Raw genomic sequence first — 19,437 nt, 5'->3', positions numbered from 1 at the left:
CACCGGGATGCTCATGACTTCGAGGCACCGATATGCGTGGCCAATGATCTCCCGGTGGAGGGCGTGCCTCGGATGTGACGAGAAACGCCAAGCCCTCCAGATGGCCGCCCGCGGGGCGGCCCGGCCCCCATTCCCCCTTGGGCACCCGCACCGTCCCGAACCGGAATCACGGTCCGGACAACCCACAGGCGGGACATAAAAGGCGGAATAAGGGACGAAATCAGCGGATTGGGCGATCTCCGATCAGTGTTCGCTCGTATCTTTCCGGCGCGATCCGCCCACCAGGATTCCGGATCAACGTGGAGAGTCCGGCTCCTCAAACATGATCGAGTTCGGCGGAACGCCGGATTCGCGGCCGGCGACCCTGTGTCAAGCCGCAGTGCCGGAGACGTTCGCGTGACGTGACACGGTTCAACCGATCGTGGGAACCGACTCGACGAGGGCGACCAGGCCGCGTTCGTCGAGGAGGTCGGCGGGCCGTACGGTCTCGTTGAGCCGCACGTAGTGGAAGGCCGCGCTCACCCGGCCGAGCGGGACCTCCGCCAGGTGCGCCCAGGCCAGCCGGTAGGCCGCCAGCTGTACGGCCGCCGCGACCTCGGCCTTCTTTCCCTTCGGCCGTCTGCCGGTCTTCCAGTCGACGACCTCGTAACCGCCGTCCGGCGTCTCGAAGACCGCGTCCATCCGGCCCCTGACCAGCCTGTCGGCGATCATGGTCTCGAACGGGACCTCGACGTCAAGCGGCTCCCTGCCCGCCCACTCGCTCTCCTCGAACCGCTCGCGCAGTTCGGCCAGCTGAATGTCGGCGGCCTCGTCGGCCTCGCCCGTCTCGTCGGCCGAACCGGGCAGGTCAAGCTCGTCGATCAGCCGCTGCTGGCCCCAGCGGGATTCGAGCCAGCTGTGGAAGGAGGTGCCCCTGCGGGCCAGCGGGGCGGGCTTCCTCGGCACGGGACGGCGGATCTGGCGGGCCAGCGCCTTGGGGTCGGAGGCGAGCGTGACCAGCGAGGACACGGTCAGGTGAGCGGGCAGCTCGACCCGGCCGGGACCGCGCCGCCGGTTCAGCTCACGTTCCCTGAGCAGCAGTTCGATGTCGCGTTCCCAGGCCCTGGCCCGTTCCCTGTCCCACCCGCGCAACGCCGGGGAGACCCGGTCGGGGACGTCGTCGTAGGGCTCGGGGAGAGGCCGATCCGCCGCACTGGGATCATCGTCGGGATCCTCGTAGGGGTCGTCGGGGAAGGGCACCTCGTCGTCCTCGACGACGAACACCTCCTCGACCGGGACGGCCTCCGGCTCCTCGGATTCCCCGGACGGCGCCGTCAGCGCCGCCAGCGCCGCGCTGACCATGTCCGCGCCGTCCCGTACGGCCTCATACCGCGCCCCGGCCGGGGTGACGGGCCACCGGGACTCGGCGGGCTCGGCCAGCAGCGGGTTGGTCTCCCCCTCCTCAAGGGGCGGCGCCCAGACCTCGGCCCGCCCGCACGTGTCGCGGACCTCGACCAGGAAGTCGGACGGGTCGAGGGGCTTCGACCCGCCGCCCCAGCGGTAGCCGGAGGCGATCAGCAGGTAGTGGGCGCGGGTGACGGCGACGTAGGCCAGACGGCGTTCCTCAAGGAGCTCCCGCTCCCGGCAGCGCTCGTCGAAGTCACCGATCTCCTCCTTGGACAGGCCGCCGAGCCTGGGCAGGTCGGAGGCGTCGCCCCGTAGCGGGTACGGCAGTTTGCGCGCGTTCTCCGTCCACCTGGGGCTGACGGTCGGCCTGGCCGGGAAGACCGTGCCGACGGTGAGCGTCCCGCCCTTCGACAGCGCCTGGGACATCCCGGGCACGATCACGACCGGCCATTCGAGGCCCTTCGAGGCGTGGACCGTCATCAGCTTGACGCTGTTGCTCTCCCCGACCCGGCCCGCGTCGAGGCCGTTCTCCTCCTCGTCGGCGGCCTTCAGGAACGCCAGGAACGCCCCCAGCGTCGGATCCTCGGAGTCTCCGGCGAAGCGGGAGGCGGCGTCGAGGAAGGCGTCCAGGTCGGCGCGGGCCGCGAAGACACCGGCGGAGCCCCTGGCCGCGACCTCGATGTCCAGGCCGAGCCTGCGTTCGATCTCGGCGACCAGGTCGGGCAGCGGCTGCCCGGTGTGGGCGCGCAGGACCCGCAGCTCCTGGGCCATGGCCACCAGGCGGACCCGGGCGAGCGGGGAGAACGCCTCCTGCCACTCGGGGCGTTCCGGCAGCTCGTCGAGGGCGTCGACCAGGCTGCCCCGCTCCTCGGCCATGTCCGCGACGACCTGGTCGAGGGGGTCGGCGACGACGCCGGGGCCACCCTCACGGGTCTCCCGGTTCAGCTCACGCGCCCGGTCGCCCAGCTCCTTCAGGTCGGCGGGGCCGATCCGCCAGCGCGGCCCGGACAGCAGCCTGACCAGGGCGTCCCCGGCCGTCGGGTCGTAGATCACCCGCAGCGTCGCCACGATGTCCGCCACCTCGGGCACGGTCAGCAGCCCGCCGAGACCGACCACCTCGACCGGGACGCCCCGCGCCTCAAGGGCCCTGCGCAGCGTGGGGAACTGCGACCGTTTGCGGGCCAGGATCGCCACGTCGTGGGGTTGCAGGCACTGCGGCCCGCCCCAGGCGCTCTGCTTGGCCCGTTTGCGTTCGCCGTCGCCCCAGGGCAGCCCGTCGGGGGCGCTCTCGCTGCCCAGCAGCCCGGAGATCTTCGCCGCGATCCACTCCGCCTCGTCCTCCGCGGTCCCGTGGAAGGCGGTCACGACCCGGCCCCGCTCGATCCGGTTGCCGCCGGGCACCAGCACCGGCACCTCACGGGCTTCGAGCCGCAGCGGGATCTGCACCCTGGCCGCCACGTCGAGTACGGCGTCGCCGTTGCGGAAGCTGATCGACAGCCGGCGGACCGGGGCGGGCTCCCCCGAGGCCGTCCTGAAGTCGCGGGGAAAGCGGGTGAGGTTGCCCGAGGAGGCCCCGCGCCAGCCGTAGATCGACTGGCAGGGGTCGCCGACCGCCGTCACCGGGTGCCCGTTCCCGAACAGCGAGCGCAGCAGGACCAGCTGGGCGTGGCTGGTGTCCTGGTACTCGTCGAGCAGGACGACGGCGAACCTGCCCCGCTCGGCCTCCCCGACCTCGGGGTGCCGTTCGGCGATCCTGGCCGCGAGCGCCATCTGGTCGCCGTGGTCGACGACCTCGCGGCGGCGTTTGAGCCGTTCGTAGGCCTCGACCAGCGGAAGCAGCTGCTCCCTGGCCCGCTGCGTGGCCAGCGGCCTGCGCTGGAGCTGGGTGGGTGTGCCGGGCAGCCTGCCGTACCGCTCGGTCAGCCAGGCGCCGATCTCCCGCACCTCCCGCGGGGTGCGCAGGTGCTCGGCCATCTCCCCGGCGAGGTCGAGCACCGCCCGCGTGACGGTCGCCGGGCCCCACTCGATCTGCTCCATCGGGCCGTCGTAGCCGCTGACCACCCGTCCGGCGAGCTGCCACGCGACGGCCGGGCTGATCAGGCGCATGGTGGGTTCGAGCGCCTCCCGCAGGGCGTGCTCGGTGACCAGCCTGGCCGCGTAGGCGTGGTAGGTGGAGATCGTCGGCTCGCCCTGCAACAGCTCGGCGGGCACCTGCTCGGCCTCGACCAGCCCGTTGAGCCGCTCACGGACCCGTACGGCCAGCTCCCCGGCGGCCTTCCTGGTGAAGGTCAGGCCGAGCACCTGCTCGGGACGGACCAGGCCGTTGGCGACCAGCCACACGACCCGTCCCGCCATGGTCTCGCTCTTGCCGGAACCCGCCCCTGCGACCACGACCATCGGTTCGAGACCGGCCTCGATGACCTCGGCCTGCTCCGGCGTCGGCGGGAGGATGCCCAGCTTGGCCGCGAGCTGAACCGGGCTCAGCACACCTGGTCTCCGTTCTTGCTGACCGGGCAGCTCGCCCGCACGACACAAGTGCGGCAGCCGTCGTTGACCTTCGCCTGGAAGACCGGGCCGGACATCCCGGCCGCCACGGTGTCCACCATGTCACGGGCCCAGCCCGGATCGGTATCGTCGGCCAGCGGGATCTGGGCCTGCTCCTTGGCGGCGTTCTTCGTCGCCGCGTCTCCGACCTGCACCAGGGCCGCGCCGCCGGGCTCGGTCATCCCGTGCCGTTCGAACGCGCCGAGCAGCGTGGCGAGCTGGTAGACCCCGAGCTGGGGGTGGCGTTCGAGGTCGGCCTCCTTGGGGCCGTGCTTGCCGGTCTTGATGTCGATGATCACGGCCCGGCCCTCGCCGTCCCGCTCGACCCGGTCGACCCGCCCCTTGATCTGCACGCCCTCGGAGACCGTCGCGACGAACGACTCCTCAAGGGCGACCAGTTCCCGGGGGTTGTCCCGCTGCCAGCGCAGGAACCGGGAGACCATCTCCTCGGCGACGCCGCGCTGCTTGCGGTTGTACCAGGCGCCGCCGAAGTCCAGCTCGTGCCAGACGTCGTCGAGCCGTTTGCCGAGCGTCTCCTCGGTCCCCTCGCCGGTCGCCGCGAGCACCGCCAGGGCGTGGATGACCGTGCCGAGGCCCCTGGCGACGTCGGTGCCGCCCGCGCCGACCGAGGTCTCCAGCAGCCAGCGCAGCCCGCACTTGGTGAAGTTCTCCACCGCGGACGGCGAGACGCGCACGATGTCGTCCGGCCAGCGCAGCGGACGCTCGTCGGAGATCTCCGTCAGGGCGTACCACTCGTTGGGGTGCGCGCCGGGCGCCCCGGCGGCGGCGAGCCTGGCCAGGTGCTCGGCGGCGGCCCGGCGCAGCGCCTCGGGCCGTGTCGGGTCGGAGACGGCCGAACGCAGGTCCGCGACCAGCGCGGACATGCTCAGCCAGCGGGAGCGTTCGTCCACGACCGTCTCCCCCGTCTCGCCGGGGGCGAGCTCGGCCAGAAATCTGGAGGGCCGCTCGTCGGCGTCGTCCCCTCCGACGGCGGTGACGACCAGCTTCCTCCTCGCCCTGGTGGCCGCCACGTAGAACAGGCGCCGCTCCTCGGCCAGCATCTGCGAGGCCAGCGCCGCCGAGACGGCCGCGGGGTTCTCGTGCTCGGAACCGGCCGCCTTGGCGACCATCTCGTCGGTGCCCAGCACCGACCCCCGCAGCCGCAGGTCGGGCCAGGCCCCCTCCTGCACCCCGGCGACGACCACGACGTCCCATTCGAGGCCCTTGGAGCGGTGGGCGGTCATGATGCGCACCGCCTCGCTGTCGGGGGCGCGCTCGGCCAGGGAGTCTCCGGGGATCTCCCTCGCGATGAGGTCCTCGACGAACACCTCGACACCGGCGTGCGGCAACCGGTCCACGAAGCCCGCCGCGTAGTCGAACAGCGCCACGACCGCGTCGAGGTCACGATCGGCCATGGTGCCTCTGAACCCGCCGGACAGGCTCGTCTCGGTCCACCGTCCGGCCAGCTCGGTGGCGCTCCAGACGCCCCACAGGACGTCCTCGGCGGTGCCGCCGCGCCGTACGACCTCCGCGGCGCCCGCGATGAGCCTGGCGAGCCGTTCGGCGGGGAGCGCGACGTGCGGCTCGATCCTGACCAGCTCCCGCTCGTCCTTCAGCGCGGCCACCAGCAGCTCGCCCGAGGAACGGGGCTCGGCCGTGGGGGCCGGGTCGTCGAGGTCGTGCTCCTCCGGGCTGGTCACGGCCTCGTGCTCGGCGACGCGCAGGGCCCTGCGCAGCCGCCGTACCCCGATCATGTCGGTGCCGCCGAGCGCGCCGGTCAGAAGTTCCTCCGCCATCGCCTCGTCAAGGATCTCCGGGTCGAGCGCGACCTGGATCAGCCTGATCAGCGGGCGCACCCCCGGCTCCTGGAACAGCGGCAGCTCACCCGCGCCGACCGCGACCGGCACTCCGGCCGCGACCAGCGCCCGGCGCAGCAACGGCAGCTGACGGGTCGCGGAACGCACCAGCACCGCCATCCGTGACCACGGGACGCCGTCGAGCAGGTGGGCCCTGCGCAGCGTGTCGGCCACCAGCGCCGCCTCCTGCGCCTCGCCGTCGGCCACCACGACGTCGACCTCGCCCGGCTCCACGTCCGGCAACGGCCTCAGGTCGCGGTGCCCGGCGCCGCCCGGCGCAACCGGCAGGCGGGCCGTCACCCGCCGCGAGGCCTTCAGCAGCTCGGCGCCGCTACGGCGGCAGACCCGCAACGCGATGACGGGGGCCTTCCCGCCGTCCTTCCTCCTGAAGCGGTCGGGGAACTCCATGATCCCGCGCACGTCCGCGCCCCGGAACCCGTAGATCGACTGGTCGGGGTCACCCACCACGACCAGGTCACGCCCCTCCCCCGCGAGCTGCCCGAGCAGGAACTCCTGGGAGGGGTCGGCGTCCTGGTACTCGTCGACGAAGACGGCGTCGTAGGCGGAACGTTCGCGCTGCCGTACCTCGGGGTCGGTCAGCAGCGCCCCCGCGGCCCGGATCAGGTCGGCGTAGTCGAGCACCGGCTCCAGGTCGAGATCGAACCGTGCCTGGTAGCGGCCCGCGAACCGGCCCGCGGCCACCCAGTCGGTACGGCCGTGCGCCCGGCCGAGCGCGACCACGTCCTCACCGTCCAGGCCACGTTCCGCGGCACGGGCCATGAAGTCGCGCAGCTCCTGGGCGAACCCCCTGGTTCCGAGCGCCTCCCGCATGTCCTGCGGCCACAGCGGGGCGCCGTCCTCAAGCTCGCCGTGGAGCAGGCGGCGGATCTCAAGCAGTTGCTCGGGCGCGGTCAGCACCCGGGGCGCGACGTTCCCGGCGAGTACGGCCTCGCGGCGCAGCAGCGCGTAGGCGTAGCTGTGGAAGGTGAGCGCCAGCGGCGTCCTGGTCGTACGGCGCACGCGCGCCGTGATGCGCTCGCGCAGCTCCTCGGCGGCCTTGCGGCTGTAGGTGAGGACGAGCACCCGTTCCGGGTCCGTCCCCCTGCGTTCGATCCGGTCGACGACGCTCTCCACGATCGTGGTCGTCTTGCCGGTCCCCGGCCCGGCCAGGACCAGCAGCGGACCGCTCTCATGCGTGACGGCCGCCCGCTGGTGCTCGTCGAGCACGGGGGCAACAGCCCTCCCGGCACCCACACGACGCACCAACCGCCAACCCTGACCACTCACAACTCGTCATTCCACCAGATCCCGGACGATGATCGTGCCGACTCCGCCCCTCCGGTCCCTCTCGTAGGACGTCAGAGCGGACCGGGCCATGAGGAGTTCGACCTGACCATCACCCCCGGCGGTCACCGGACTCCCTGGCCCGCGCCCCCTCGGTCCTGCTCCTTCATCCCGGTCCCAGCCGATGACCGGCCTTCTCCCACAGGCATCGACCGGAACGGCCGGCGTCCGACCTCAGAGGAAGCCGGTCCCACCGAGAAGGCGCGGGGGACGGCCGTTCGCCGAGCGGCTCGCCGTACGGCCCCTTCGCATGGGTCGGTAGAAGCCGCGGCGGGGACGCCGCCACCAGTGATCACGCGTCCCGACGTCCACGCCCACCGCGGCTCGCCCCTCGACGTACGGGCTGCTCTCGACGCGGACCACCCTGCCCCGGCTTCGGAAACCGCTACCCGCTCAGCGCCTCGCGCAAGGTGGAGGGAGCCTCGCCGACGTGTTTGCGGACGGTTCGGGTCAGGTGGGCGTGGTCGGCGAAGCCATAGCGGGCGGCGAGGTCCGCCAGGCAGTCGCCACCCGCGGTCAGATCGTTGAGGACGGCGCGGACCCGTAGGTCGTTCCGGTAGTCGGTGATGGTGCGGCCGGTGACGGCGTGGAAGACCTTGCTCAGGTGTTTGGGGGACGCGCCGACCATTCGGGCGAGGTCTTCGAGGTTCGTCGTGAGATAACCGGCGTTGAGGGCTTCCTGGACGGCCAACGCCAGCCGACGATGCACCACGCGTGTGGCCGTCGAAGTGCCGGTGAACGCTTTCCGCGCCGGCCGGGACGAGGTCAGCGTGTCGAAGAGCCGGTAGAGCCGTTCCTCGACCTCAAGGCGGTCGGTTCCCCGCAGAAGGGCTCTCAGCAGCTTCCGATGGCGAAGGTCGGCTTGCGCGCTGACCCGGAGGGTCCAGTCGTGACGCGACGGGCCGCTGAAGCGATCGGCGAAACTACCCGGCTCGAAGATGATCGCCGTGTACACCCAGTTCCGGCCCAGGGGATCGGCGAACCTTTCCTCTGTGCCGGCGATGTTGACGTATCCGGTGACGAGGTCGAGATAGGACGCCATGCCTTCGGCCTCACGGACGAAGCCGCTGGTCTGGAAGAGGACGACCGCGTCCATCTCGTCGGGTGAAAACCCTGACCATTTCGTGGGAGGACCGCCGCCGCCATGGGCGCGGTCGATTCTGATGCCGATGTCGGGTGCGTGCATCAAGTTGTCCCTGGGCATGGCCGAAGCATTACACGTTATCGGATAGAGGTAAACACCCCTGTCAATGAATACCATTTAAAATAGTCAACATACGGAGGGATCGCGGCATCCGGCGATTCATTCCACGACAACAAGACCTTCGATCAGAGAAATTAAGAAAAGCTCTCGAAACCCATCCCGTCACAATTAATTCAGCCCTCGGACCGACGACCGTCCCCGCGGGCTCCGAGAAGCCGCGTACCGATGTTCAAGCGCGATCAGGCTCGATCGGAAAAGATGGTGACGCAAGGGCTCCATTCGGGCGGATCGAACAGAAGGAAGGCTGCGCCATGGTGGTATGTGTGGCCCTGGAATGCGAATCTCTTCTCGCGTCCGCCCTCTGTGCGTCCACAGCGCCGAATGAGGCCGCTCACCCCATGAGCGGCCTGTATGCGCCGGGCGCGGCTTCGGCGACCGCCCCGGCAGGCGTGGCCACACTGATCATTTTCCACCTCGACGAGGTGACCGGACTTTTCTGGCCAAAATATCACCGAGCCAGGAGGGGGGAGCGAGACGCCCGGTTCCTCACCCTCGATCAATGGACCCCTGAAACGGAAGGGAAGGACATGTTCAGCCTCATCAAGTCGACGAATCCGGCCCTGGGCCGAATGGTCGCTCCTTCGGTGACCGCGGTCGCGGCCAACTGCTGGTCGTAAACCGGTCACCGCAGCCCTTGTGAAGCCTGATCGGACCGGTTCAGGCAGCGGTAAAAGTACAATGGCGGAAACAGCCACCGGTTCGTGCCGGTATGACCGTTACCAGGGCACCGTTCCGGCGTCGTCGAAGAATCCGCCGGTCGGGCCGTTGCCGGGCAGGGTCGCGAGGCGGATCGCGATGGCCGCGCCCTGTTGTGGTGTGCGGACGCCCCGGAAGCCGTTGAGGTCGGTGGCGGTGAAGCCGGGGCAGCCCGCGTTGATCAGGATGTTGGTTTCGCTCAGTTCCTTGGCGTACTGGATGGTGAGGGCGTTGAGGAAGGTCTTCGAGGTCAGGTAGGCGGCCGAGATCGGGCCCATGTCGACGCCGGGGGTGGTCTGCAGGGTGAGCGAGCCGACGCTGCTGGACATGTTGACGATCCGTGGTGACGCCGAGTCGCGCAGCATCGGCAGCATCGCGTTGGTGACCCGGATGACCCCGATCACGTTGGTCTCCACGACGGCTCGCACGGTCGCGGGCTCGACCGTGGTGGGTGTCTGCGGCATACCGCCGGTGATCGCGGCGTTGTTGACCAGGACGTCGAGCCCTCCGGCATGGTCGGCGATCAGCTCGGCCGCCGCGGCCGCACTCGCGTCGTCGGTCACGTCGAGCGGCACACCGAACGCGTCGGTCCCGGCCGCGCGCAGCTTCTCCACGGCGGTTTCGCGGCGTTGCCGATCCCTCGCGCCCACACCGATTCGCCAGCCAAGCGCGCCGAGGCCTGCGGCGATCTCGTATCCGATTCCCTTGTTCGCGCCGGTCACCAGCGCGATCGTCCGTTCGCTCATACCGTCGATCATGTTGCGGACTCCGGCGGGACGTCCAAGACCGGTCGGGTGGGCGGCGATACCGCACGGGTATCGGTCGTGGTCAGCGCTGGATACGATGATCGGGTGGAGACGCGGGAGCTGCGATACTTCGTCGCCGTCGCCGAGGAGCTGCACTTCGGGCGGGCGGCACAACGGCTCGCGATGGCGCAACCACCACTGTCGCGGGCGATCCAGCAGCTGGAACGGCGGCTCGGCGTCGTCCTGCTGCACCGCACCGCTCGCGCCGTCGCCTTGACCGAGGCCGGATCGGTGCTGCTGCGGGAGGCCCGGACCGCGCTCGACGCGGTCGAAGCCGCCGAGCGCCGCACCCGCCGCGCCGCGGCCGACCAGCCCGGTGTGGTCCTGGCCGTCAAGGCCGGAGCGTCCAGGGAACTGTTGTCGAAGCTTCTGGACGCCTACGCCGCCGAGCCGGGCTCAGTGGCGGTCGAGGTGATGCTGTGCGGGCCGGGTGAGCCGGGAAGTCTGCTGCGCACCGGGCGTGCCGACGTCGCTCTGCTCCACCGGCCCTACGACACGACAGCCGGACTCGACACCGAGGATCTGCACACCGAACGGCAGATCGTGGTCCTGCCCAAAGGTCATCCCCTCGCCGACCGGGCGCGTCTGTCGTTGGCCGAGGTCAACGCCCAGACGGACCTGCCCCTGCCGCGCTGGCCCGGACGGGACGGCGACTATCCCGACGGCCCCGGCCCGCGGGTGCGCGACCATACCCAGTTGCTCCAACTGATCGCGCTCGGGCTGGCCTGCGCCGTCGTACCCGAGTCGCTCCGAGACCAGCTACGCGACGACCACGCCATCGTGCCGGTGCCGGACGCACCGGCCGTCACGACCGTCATCGCCTGGCCGCCGCACAGCAGATCCAAAGCCGTCGCCGACCTCGTCCGCGCCGCGACACGCCTCCAGCCGATACCCGCTGCGCGAACCGAGGTTCTCCCGCCGATCACGGCGACGTCGTCTTCCGGTCGGCGACCGGCGGCAAGATCCGACCGCTCATGCCGGATTGACGAGGTTCGGCCGTGACCACCACCGTCCAGAAATCGTAGGATTGAGCCATTTTGGACACTTTTCTCACCTGGGAACGGCCCTCGGTAGGGTCGTCGGCATGCGAATCATCAAGGGTGCGGGTGAGTGGGCGCAGCCGGCCGGTGGGGCCGCCAACGACTGGGTCGAGCAGCTCAAGGTGCCTGATCTGTCGGTCGGGACGTACTGCATCCCGGCGGGCGGGGTCGACAGTCAGAGCCCGCACACCGAGGACGAGATCTACGTGGTGACCTCGGGCCGGGCCAGGATCGTGACGCCGGACGGCGAGGCGGAGGTCGGCCCCGGCGCCGTGATCTTCGTCCCGGCGGGCGAGGAGCACCGCTTCGTCGACATCACCGAGGACCTGGCCCTGCTGGTCGTCTTCGGCCCGGCTTACGGCTCACGCGCGGCATCCCGGTCCTGACGACCGGCCCGCGCGAGGCGGCCGATCGGTTGTACGAGCGCATGGGCTTCCGGCGACGGGATTCGACGGTCCATCGGTGGGTGCCGGACGGCCCTCAGGAGTGATTCCGAAGGTCCGCCCGGCCGTCGTACGGTGGAGGGTTACCCGACGAATTCGGCGATGTGATCCCGGATCCAGGTGGTGAACGGGCGGGCCGGGTGGCCGGTGACCCGTTCGACGGTGTCGCTGAGAGGAGTCGGGCGGCCGTCGTTGGCGCGCCAGTAGTCGAGCAGGGCGTCGGCGTAGGACGCGGGGATGTAGGCCGCCACTTCCTTCCCCCATTCCTCGGGGGTGACGTGGTCGACGGTGATCGGGCGGCCGACGGCCTCGGAGAGCCGGTCGATCTGCTCGCTGAAGGTGAGGGTCTGCGGGCCGGTCAGGTGGAGGTTCCCACCCTGGTGGTGCGGGTCGGTGAGCACGGTGAAGGCCACCTCGGCGATGTCCCGTTCGTGGATGGGGTCGGTGTAGGAGCCCGGGTAGGGCAGGTTCACCGGGTGACCGGCCTTGATCGCCCAGGCCCAGGCGCTCGCGTTGCCCGCGAAGGAGCCGGGGCGCAGGAGCGTGGTGGTCAGCGGCGAGTTCAGCAGGGCGGTCTCGACGTCGAGGTGGGACGCGGCCAGCGGGTTGTCGGCCGCGCCGGGGTCGAGGACGCTGGCGGAGGACAGCAGCGCCACATGCTTGACGCCCGCCGTGGTGGCGGCACCGACGAACTCGTCGGCGTGCGACGCCTCGGCGTACAGGAAGACCGCGCTGACACCGTGGAGAGCGGCAGGGAAGGTGGCCGGGTCGCCGAGGTCGCAGGTGACGGTCGCGACGCCGTCGGGGACGTGGAGTTCCCCGGGGGTGCGGGAGGCGACGCGTACGGGGTGACCCGCCTGGTGCAGCAGGGCGGTCAGCTGGGTGGCGACCGCGCCGCGGCCTCCGGTGACGAGGATCATGAAAGTGTTCCTTCGGATGGTGTGGTCAGGGTTCGGGCCGGTGGAGAGACGCCCCGGCCCGGCGTTGAAGGGGCCTGCGTCGAAAGGCCTGTGAGGCTCGGTGGAGGTGGGCACAGACGGGATCGTCTTCAGACCCACCGGTGATCGTCAGGGAGCTCCGGCCCAGGGAACCGGAGGAGCCGGGTTCCTTCACGACGGTGAAGGCAGGCCATGAGCGGGAGGACCGCGCGTACGCGCGAGGGGAAGGTTGCGGGCATGGCTGAGCACGCTCTCCGTTGAGAGATCCAGACAGCCTTGCTGAGGCTGCCGTGCCGGCCGGATGTCCCGACGCGCTCACCGAGGAGCGCTGCACCTTACGAGCGGGAACGTACCACAAATCACGACATCTGCGATCACCGGTACACCGCAAGGGACCCAGGAGTAGGTTCTGCCAAGGCTGTGAACCACCCATAAGGCGGCGGAGGGCGAGATGGGCGCGGACGACCGGATCGAGCGGGCCGGGATGTTGTACGAGCGGGCGGTCTTCGGGGGTGACGCCGGCGCCGTTGCGGCGGCCGATCGGGAGTTGGACGCGGTCGAGGCCGATCTCTCCCTCGCCCGGGGGCGTGTCGCGCACGCGCGGTTCCTGGACGGCGGGCACCGGGAGCCGTACGAACCGGGTCTGTTCGAGCGCGCCGCCGAGCTCTACCGGAGCCTCGGGGACGTACGCGGTGAGGCGGAGGCCCTGTTCTGGATCGGGTGTTTCCACCAGGTCGTACGGAACGACGACGCCGCCGCGGTTCCCGTGCTGGAACAGTCCCACCGGCGGGCGGTGCGCGCCGGTGACGCCCTGACCGCGTCCTACGCCCTCCGGCACCTGGGCATCGCGGAGCACCGGGCGGGCCGGCTGGGAGCGGCGCGGGAGCGCCTGGAGGAGTCGACCCGGCTCCGCCGTGAGACCGGGTTCCTTCCGGGTGTCGCCGCCAACCTGGTCGGGCTCGCCTACGTCACGGCCGGGGAGGGCCGCCGCGACGAGGCGCTGAGGCTTCTCGACGAGGCGGGTTCCATCGCCGAGTCGTCCCGGGCCGACGGCGTGCTGCGTCAGGTCCAGGAGGCGCGGGCCGGCCTGTGACCTGGGACGAGGGTCAGATGAAGATGTGGTCCACGAGGCGGGGGGTGGCCTTGCCGTCGTCTCGGGGGGCGTAGGTGTTGCGGAAGTGGTCGTAGCGTTCGGCGTGGGCGGCCGCCACGGTGTCGATGGTCCTGAGGGCCTCGATGACGTCGGCGCCGTTGGTCAGCAGCGGCCCCGGGGCCTCGGCGGCGAGGTCGAGGTACAGACCACGCTTGGTCGAGTAGCGCTGCAGGTCGTAGGTGAAGAAGAGCATGGGCCTGCCGGTGGCCGCGAAGTCGAACATGACGGACGAGTAATCAGTGATCAACACATCCGCAACCAGCAATAAGTCCGTTATATCCGGATAAGCCGTGACGTCGCGGCCAAGCCCTTCGGGGATGTTGGGCGCCGCCTGCATCGAGTGCGCCCTGATCAGGAACTCGTGCCCCGGGCCGAGCGCCTTGTGCGCCCGCGCCAGGTCCAGCTTGAGCGAGGAGTTCTTACGGTCGTAGTCGCGGAAGGTCGGCGCGTACAGCACCACCCTGACCCCGTCGGCGACGCCGAGCCTGCGGCGCACCCGGGCGGCCAGTTCGTCCCGCTCGGGCGAGGAGAGCACGTCGTTGCGGGGGTAGCCGCATTCCAGGACCTCCCCGTGGTAGCCGAACGCCTTGCGCAGGATCGGGGTCGCCCAGGGGCTCTGCGAGACCAGCAGGTCCCAGCCGCGCACCTCGGCGGCCTGCCGGTGCCAGGCGGCGGGCTTCGGATCGCGGGACATGTGGGGCAGGTCGTTGCCCAGGCGCTTGAGCGGGCTGCCGTGCCAGGTCTGCACGACCATCTGGTCGTCGCGGGCCCGGAACCAGGGCGGCAGGAAGCCGTTGGTGACGACGTACCGGGAGCGTGCCAGCACGGCGTAGTGCTCGCGGCTGCCCGCCCTGACCACCGTGGGCCGGATGCCCGAGCCGAACCCGAGCTCCGCCGAACCGGGCGGGGTGAAGGCGCCGTCCTTGACGATCCAGACGTGCTCGCGGTCGTCGCCGCGCCGTACGCGCTCCTCGTAGATGGCGCGGACGTTGCCCTCGTACTGGCGGCCGTCGTAGGCGACGTAGACGGTGGCCTCGTCCAGCTCACGACGCCGCTGGTCGGGGTAGAAGGAGCGCTGCAGGGCGTACAGGCCCCCGGCGCCCTTCTCGTCGTCGGGGACGTCCTCGGCGACGGTCAGCACGGGCACGTCGAACCTGGTGGACAGCAGGCGGTAGGCCCTGCCGTCGCGGACCCTCGGCTCCTCGTCGAGGGTGTCCAGCGCGGCGTGGTCCACGCGGAGGGGGACGACCTCGCCCGAGGGGTCGCGGGTGGTCATGCTCCAGCTTCCGCTCCCCATCGCGACGGCCTCGCCGAACTTCGGCATGGCCGAGGGCGTCAGCCGTACGGCGAAGCGGTCGTCGGCACGCTCCATCGGCACGGTGTGGACCGTCCCGCCACGGTGCCTGAGTGTCAGCTCGGCGGGCCCCGAGCCGGGGTAGGAGCCCTCGACGGTGAGCGTGCCCTCGTCGTCCCAGGTGACGGAGGAGATGACCGGGCGGATGCGGTGCGCGGCGACGCTGACGCGGTCGCGCCGGTCGCGCAGCACGGTGATCTCCCGGTCGCCGACGACCAGCCGGCTCTCCCGGGCCTGGCCGATCATGACGGGTGCGGCGGGGTCGCCCTTCGGCTCGATCCAGAGCCTGCCGCCGTCGCGCTCCTGCAACAGCGAGGGTACGGCCAGCGGCACGACGACCTGGGTTCCCCCCTCGACCGGGGTGAACTCGGCGGACATCCGGTGGCCGTCGAGCCGGGCCTGTCCCCTGGTGTGCTCCCCGCCGGGCAGGAAGACCGTCAGTTCGAGACGGTCGCCGTCGAGATGGATCCCGGTCAGCTCGGCCCTGGTCGGCTGCAGGGCGATCTGCAGGGCGCGGTCGGAGGTCCAGACGGGACGGATCCACCAGCCGCCGGGGAGCGCGAGCCCGGCCGGACGCTCGGTGCGGCCGTTCGAGGGGCCGCGGAGCAGGCCGGTGGCACGGGCGCCGCGGCTCCAGATGGCGATCTCGGCCCGCCAGGTGGTGGTGTCGGGCACGGTCTCCCTGCGGCGCAGGGTCCGCCTGACGCCGTTCACCAGGGAGCGCAGGGCGCCGCGCCAGCGCAGCGGCCAGGCGGGCATCTCGGCGACGAAGCCGGACCAGTCGTAGTTGCAGCCGGGCTCGCGGGCCCCGTGGGTGGCCTCGGGGCGCAGGACCCTGCGGGTGCGCAGCCGTACGGGGGGCAGCCAGCGAGGGCCGCGCAGCACGACGAAGGCCCGGTTGAAGCGGGGACTGCGGACGGAGAGCCCGGCGAGGTAGGCGTGCCCGGTGACGCGCAGCCGCCCGCCGCTCCAGGAGACGTCCTCGATGTGCGTCATCGGGATCAGGTCGGCCGCGCGCAGCCGGTACATGGTTTCGGGCAGCTCGTCCTGGAGGGGCAGGTTGGCGTACCAGCGCAGACGTCTGCGGACCCGCCGGGAGGGCTCGGCCGCCGCGGTGGTGAGGCTCTGCAGCGCGTCGCCCTCGGCGAGGTCGTCGATCGTACGGTGCTCGACGAGGTGGAAGGCGAGCCTCCTGGCGACCGGGAGGTCACGCTTGACCTTGGGGTCGACGCCCGTGACGTAGGGCTTGAAGAGCGTGACGAACTCGCGGCGGCGGGCGGCGCCGCGTTTGACCGCGAGATCCAGGCGGCTGCCGAGCGGACCGGAGAGGACTCCGGCGTCGAAGCGGCGGCGTTGCGCGGGTGTCAGTCCCTCGGCTGTCACGGCCGAGAGGATCGACTCGAGCGGTTCTCCCCGGTCACAGAGATCTTGGACAACCCGAAGACGGTCGGCGACGGAGTCGCCACCTGTTCGGGCGGGCGTGACGCCTGTGGCCATGAAGGGGGCACCGCCTTTCGGACAGAGCGCTGTCCTAGGCAATGTTAGTGGGCCACGAAGAAGCCGGTTACGTCGTGATTTCTGGTAGACCGTCCCAGCGTGCGAAACGCATGTCGGCGCGCTCGCCCCGTACGGGTGTGCCCTCCTCGCGCCACCTGGCCAGGCAGCGCGCCTCGTGCCCGGGAGCCGGGGTTCCATCGGCGTGCACGACACGCCACCACGGCACGCCGCCACCCCAGGTGGACATGACCCTGCCGACCTGACGGGGGCCGCCCTCACCGAGGTATTCGGCGATGTCGCCGTAGGCCATCACCCTGCCGGCGGGGATGCGCTCGACCAGGTCGAGCACGCGCTCGGCGTAGGGGGTCGGGTGGCCTACTGACTCCATACGGAGGGTCCGGCCGCGAGAATCTCGTCGATCTTCCCGAACTCGTAGGCCGTCGAGCCGTTCAGCTGCTCGACGAGGCCGTCACGGATCGCGTACTGCTCGCCGTCCTCACCGACCAGGCGGGCGCCGAGCAGCGCGGAGACCCTGGCGAGCTGAGCCACCTGCCAGTCGGAGCCCGGCGCACCCGAGAGCTTGCCGTCCCAGACGGCCACCGGGTGGACCCCGTCGCCGTGGCGGGCCAGGACCTCACCCTTCTCCTGCGAACCGCGGAACTCGAACCCCGCTCGCCCCAGCACGTTCGCGAGCTCCGCGAAGGCGAGAGGCGCCGGGCGCTCCACGCGCAACTCGTACCCCATGATGCGCGACATTAGCGAATGTTCGACGGTCGCCGGACCATGAGAAGCCGCATGGGGCCGTCCGCGTCCGAACGGTGTCCAAAAAGACTTCGAACCGAATCAAAGCCCGTCCCATATATGACGTTATATGACATTTATCCGGAACGGCGAGTGAGTGTCACCACGGTCCAGCAGAACGCGAGCAGGCCGACGGCCAGGCCGGTGCCGTACACCCAGAGCCTGAGGGCGTCGGGGCCGGGCCTGGCGGGCTCCTCGGTCTGGAGGCCCGCGCCGAAGTGACGCTCCCCCTCGTCGGGCGGCGCGCCGGCCGAGGCGCGCAGCAACTCCCCCGCCCTGGCCAGGGCGGCGCCCGCGTCGACCACACCGAAACCGACGTGGTCGTCGTATCCGGCGAGCGGCGCGGAGGTGGCGGTCGAACTCAACGCTCGCGCCACCAAATAAGGCGGGATATCTGGATATTTCGCTTTTATCAGTGCGACGGCTCCGGCGACCAGCGCCGCCGCCGAACTGGTCCCCTCCGAGGAGCGGTACCCCCCGCCGGGAACGACCACGGGCACGCCGACGCCCGGCGCGGAGACCAGGACCGACAGGTTGTCGCTGCTGAACCCGGCGGGCTCGCTCCGTTCGTTCACCGCGCCCACGCCGATGACCCCGGAGTAGCCCGCGGGGAAGCTCCAGAAGGAGGTGTCCTTCTTGATCGCGTAGGGGGTCTCCCCGTCGTTGCCGACCGCCGCGACCAGCACGACCCCCTTCGCCAGGGCGTAGGAGACGGCCTCGCGCTCGCTCTTCTGCGGGCCGTACGCCCCCAGGGACATGCTGATGACCTTGGCGCCGTGGTCGGCCGCGTAGCGGATCGCGCGGGCGACCGGGCTGTTCGCCCCGGTGCGCTGGTCCTGCTCGGGGAGCGGGGGGGCGCTCTGCTCGCTGTCACGCAGGAACAGCGGCAGGGACAGGACGCGCGCCTCGGGGGCGATCCCCAGCAGGCCTCCCTCGCCCCGGCCTCCCCCCGCGATGAGCGAGGCCATCGCGGTGCCGTGCCAGACCTCCTTCGCGTCGTCCCCGACCGGTCCGGCCGAACCCATCTCCGGCCCGACGGTCACCCTGCCGCGCAGCTCCGGGACCTGGACGTCCACGTCGCTGTCGACCAGCGCGACGGTCACCCCGGCCCCCTTGGTGATCTTCCACGCCTGCTCGACGTTCATCTTCTCCAGCACCCAGCGCTGGTCCTGGCGCACGTCGTCGGCGACCGCCGGGGCGCAGACCCCCAGGCAGAGTGTGATCAGGGCTCCCGCGACCCCCAGCCGCCTCAGCACACGTTCCCCTGGGTGCACTGGGGCACGGCGCTCGGCTCGTCCCCCAGAGCGCGGGCGATGCGTCCCGCGATGGACTGGGCGGTCGGCCACAGTTCGCTGTGCAGGATCTCCTCGGGGGGAACGGCCTCACGCGTACGGCCGTCGGCGTATCCGGCGGTGGAGAGGACGACGTACGGCCCGGCCGCGATCCAGGAGTTGTGCTGGCGCTGCGCGGCGCCGAACAGCTCGCCCGCCGTGCCGGGGAAGGCGACGGGGCGCACCCCGACCCGGTCGTCCACGGGCAGCTGCCCGGTCGCGGCGATCCGGCGATCCTCACTGCCGAGTACGGCCACGCCGACCGTGACCACGAAGGTCGAGGTCTGGTCCACGTAGGTCGCCCGCAGCAGGGTCAGGCAGCCGTGCTCGGAGAGCACCGAGCCGACCGGGGCGTCCAGGCCCGCTCCGCAGGAGGTCTCCGGGGCCAGCCCGATCCGTCTGGCGTACTGCTGCGCGCGGCCGAGGGCGACGTACTGCAGCTCGGTGGGGAAGATCAGGTCGGCCGACCAGGTGTGCCAGCGGGCCGCGATGTCCTCCTGGATGTAACGGGCCTGCTCGGCGGGGGTGAGCGGGCGGGCCCTGGTCTCGCGGAGGACCCCGACCGCGCCCGCGAGCACGTCGCTCACGGCGATGGCCAGGATGACGCCCATCAGGATCAGGAAGATCACCCGCAGGCGCATGCCCTCTTCGAGGCTCGCCGCCTCGACACGCTCAAGCGCGGGACGGCGGTGCCAGCCGTTCTCCCTGCGCCCCGCGGCGGACCAGGTCCGGACCCTGGTGCGTCGCGGCGCGCCGGGGGAGCCGGGGGCGCCGCCTTCGACGGTCCTGCGGGGGCGGCCCCGGGGCACCCGGGAACCGCTCGGAGGCCAGCCCGTGGCACGGCCCCCGGCGCGCCCACCGGTGTGTCCACCGGCGGACGGAGCCTGGGAGCCGCCCGTGTGCGGTCCCGAGGCCTCCAGGTGCCGTTCAGGCTCCTGGGACCGCCCGGGCTTTGACATAGTTCGATGCTACGTCGCGCGCTCC

General features: G+C 71.2%; 14 protein-coding genes. 4 read left to right on the top strand and 10 right to left on the bottom strand.

The window, feature by feature from the left end:
• Nucleotides 1-411 precede the first annotated feature (411 nt).
• The 3 genes from ACFYY8_RS09520 to ACFYY8_RS09510 form a co-directional block, all read right to left on the bottom strand.
• Nucleotides 412-3,873 (bottom strand): ATP-dependent helicase, encoded by a 3,462-nt coding sequence (locus ACFYY8_RS09520; RefSeq protein WP_390038904.1) that lies wholly within the window; start codon nt 3,871-3,873, stop codon nt 412-414.
• Nucleotides 3,867-7,013, bottom strand: a complete 3,147-nt coding sequence (locus ACFYY8_RS09515; RefSeq protein WP_390038902.1) for an ATP-dependent helicase — start codon at nt 7,011-7,013, stop codon at nt 3,867-3,869. Before ACFYY8_RS09515 ends, ACFYY8_RS09520 begins: the two co-directional genes overlap by 7 nt.
• Nucleotides 7,014-7,515: 502 nt before the next feature.
• Nucleotides 7,516-8,391: a helix-turn-helix domain-containing protein gene (locus ACFYY8_RS09510; protein WP_390038900.1), complete on the bottom strand. Its 876-nt coding sequence runs from the start codon at nt 8,389-8,391 to the stop codon at nt 7,516-7,518.
• A gap of 341 nt (nt 8,392-8,732) precedes the next feature.
• Between ACFYY8_RS09510 and ACFYY8_RS09505 the strand changes: the two genes are divergently transcribed.
• A complete protein-coding gene (locus ACFYY8_RS09505; RefSeq protein ID WP_390038898.1) occupies nt 8,733-9,011 on the top strand; it encodes a hypothetical protein in 279 nt (92 codons plus the stop codon).
• A 99-nt stretch (nt 9,012-9,110) separates the two neighbouring features.
• Here ACFYY8_RS09505 and ACFYY8_RS09500 read toward each other — a convergent pair whose 3' ends face one another.
• Nucleotides 9,111-9,836 carry an SDR family NAD(P)-dependent oxidoreductase gene (locus ACFYY8_RS09500; RefSeq protein WP_390038896.1) on the bottom strand — a complete coding sequence of 242 codons (726 nt, stop codon included), beginning with the start codon at nt 9,834-9,836 and terminating at the stop codon, nt 9,111-9,113.
• Nucleotides 9,837-9,941: 105 nt separating this feature from the next.
• Here ACFYY8_RS09500 and ACFYY8_RS09495 point away from each other — a divergent pair, with 105 nt between their 5' ends.
• Nucleotides 9,942-10,898, top strand: a complete 957-nt coding sequence (locus ACFYY8_RS09495; protein ID WP_390038894.1) for a LysR family transcriptional regulator — start codon at nt 9,942-9,944, stop codon at nt 10,896-10,898.
• Nucleotides 10,899-10,980: 82 nt separating this feature from the next.
• Nucleotides 10,981-11,322 carry a cupin domain-containing protein gene (locus ACFYY8_RS09490; protein ID WP_390038892.1) on the top strand — a complete coding sequence of 114 codons (342 nt, stop codon included), beginning with the start codon at nt 10,981-10,983 and terminating at the stop codon, nt 11,320-11,322.
• Between the two features lie 140 nt (nt 11,323-11,462).
• Here ACFYY8_RS09490 and ACFYY8_RS09485 read toward each other — a convergent pair whose 3' ends face one another.
• Nucleotides 11,463-12,299, bottom strand: coding sequence for an SDR family oxidoreductase (locus ACFYY8_RS09485; protein ID WP_390038890.1), 837 nt, complete (start codon nt 12,297-12,299; stop codon nt 11,463-11,465).
• Between the two features lie 469 nt (nt 12,300-12,768).
• Between ACFYY8_RS09485 and ACFYY8_RS09480 the strand changes: the two genes are divergently transcribed.
• On the top strand, nt 12,769-13,410 hold the full coding sequence (locus tag ACFYY8_RS09480) for a hypothetical protein (protein WP_390038888.1): 642 nt from the start codon (nt 12,769-12,771) through the stop codon (nt 13,408-13,410).
• 13 nt (nt 13,411-13,423) lie between these two features.
• On the opposite strand, the gene ACFYY8_RS09475 is transcribed toward ACFYY8_RS09480, so the two are convergent.
• The 5 genes from ACFYY8_RS09475 to ACFYY8_RS09455 all read right to left on the bottom strand — a co-directional run bounded on the left by ACFYY8_RS09475 (nt 13,424) and on the right by ACFYY8_RS09455 (nt 19,412).
• Nucleotides 13,424-16,207, bottom strand: a complete 2,784-nt coding sequence (locus tag ACFYY8_RS09475) for a CDP-glycerol glycerophosphotransferase family protein (RefSeq protein WP_390038886.1) — start codon at nt 16,205-16,207, stop codon at nt 13,424-13,426.
• A 181-nt stretch (nt 16,208-16,388) separates the two neighbouring features.
• Entirely contained in the window at nt 16,389-16,709 is a 321-nt protein-coding gene (locus ACFYY8_RS09470) for an MGMT family protein (RefSeq protein WP_390038884.1), read from the bottom strand.
• Nucleotides 16,697-17,077 carry a hypothetical protein gene (locus ACFYY8_RS09465; protein ID WP_390038882.1) on the bottom strand — a complete coding sequence of 127 codons (381 nt, stop codon included), beginning with the start codon at nt 17,075-17,077 and terminating at the stop codon, nt 16,697-16,699. The genes ACFYY8_RS09470 and ACFYY8_RS09465 overlap by 13 nt, the downstream gene beginning before the upstream one ends.
• Before the next feature lie 122 nt (nt 17,078-17,199).
• The gene (locus tag ACFYY8_RS09460) at nt 17,200-18,378 is read right to left on the bottom strand and encodes a S8 family serine peptidase (protein WP_390038880.1); all 1,179 of its coding nucleotides are present in this window, start codon (nt 18,376-18,378) and stop codon (nt 17,200-17,202) included.
• Nucleotides 18,372-19,412 carry a hypothetical protein gene (locus ACFYY8_RS09455; RefSeq protein WP_390038878.1) on the bottom strand — a complete coding sequence of 347 codons (1,041 nt, stop codon included), beginning with the start codon at nt 19,410-19,412 and terminating at the stop codon, nt 18,372-18,374. The genes ACFYY8_RS09460 and ACFYY8_RS09455 overlap by 7 nt, the downstream gene beginning before the upstream one ends.
• Nucleotides 19,413-19,437 lie beyond the last annotated feature (25 nt).

The organism is Streptosporangium sp. NPDC001559, assembly GCF_042893955.1.
Taxonomy (GTDB): Bacteria; Actinomycetota; Actinomycetes; order Streptosporangiales; family Streptosporangiaceae; genus Streptosporangium.
The sequence above is the reverse complement of the archived record's forward strand: the minus strand, read 5'-3'. Positions and strand labels throughout refer to the sequence as shown.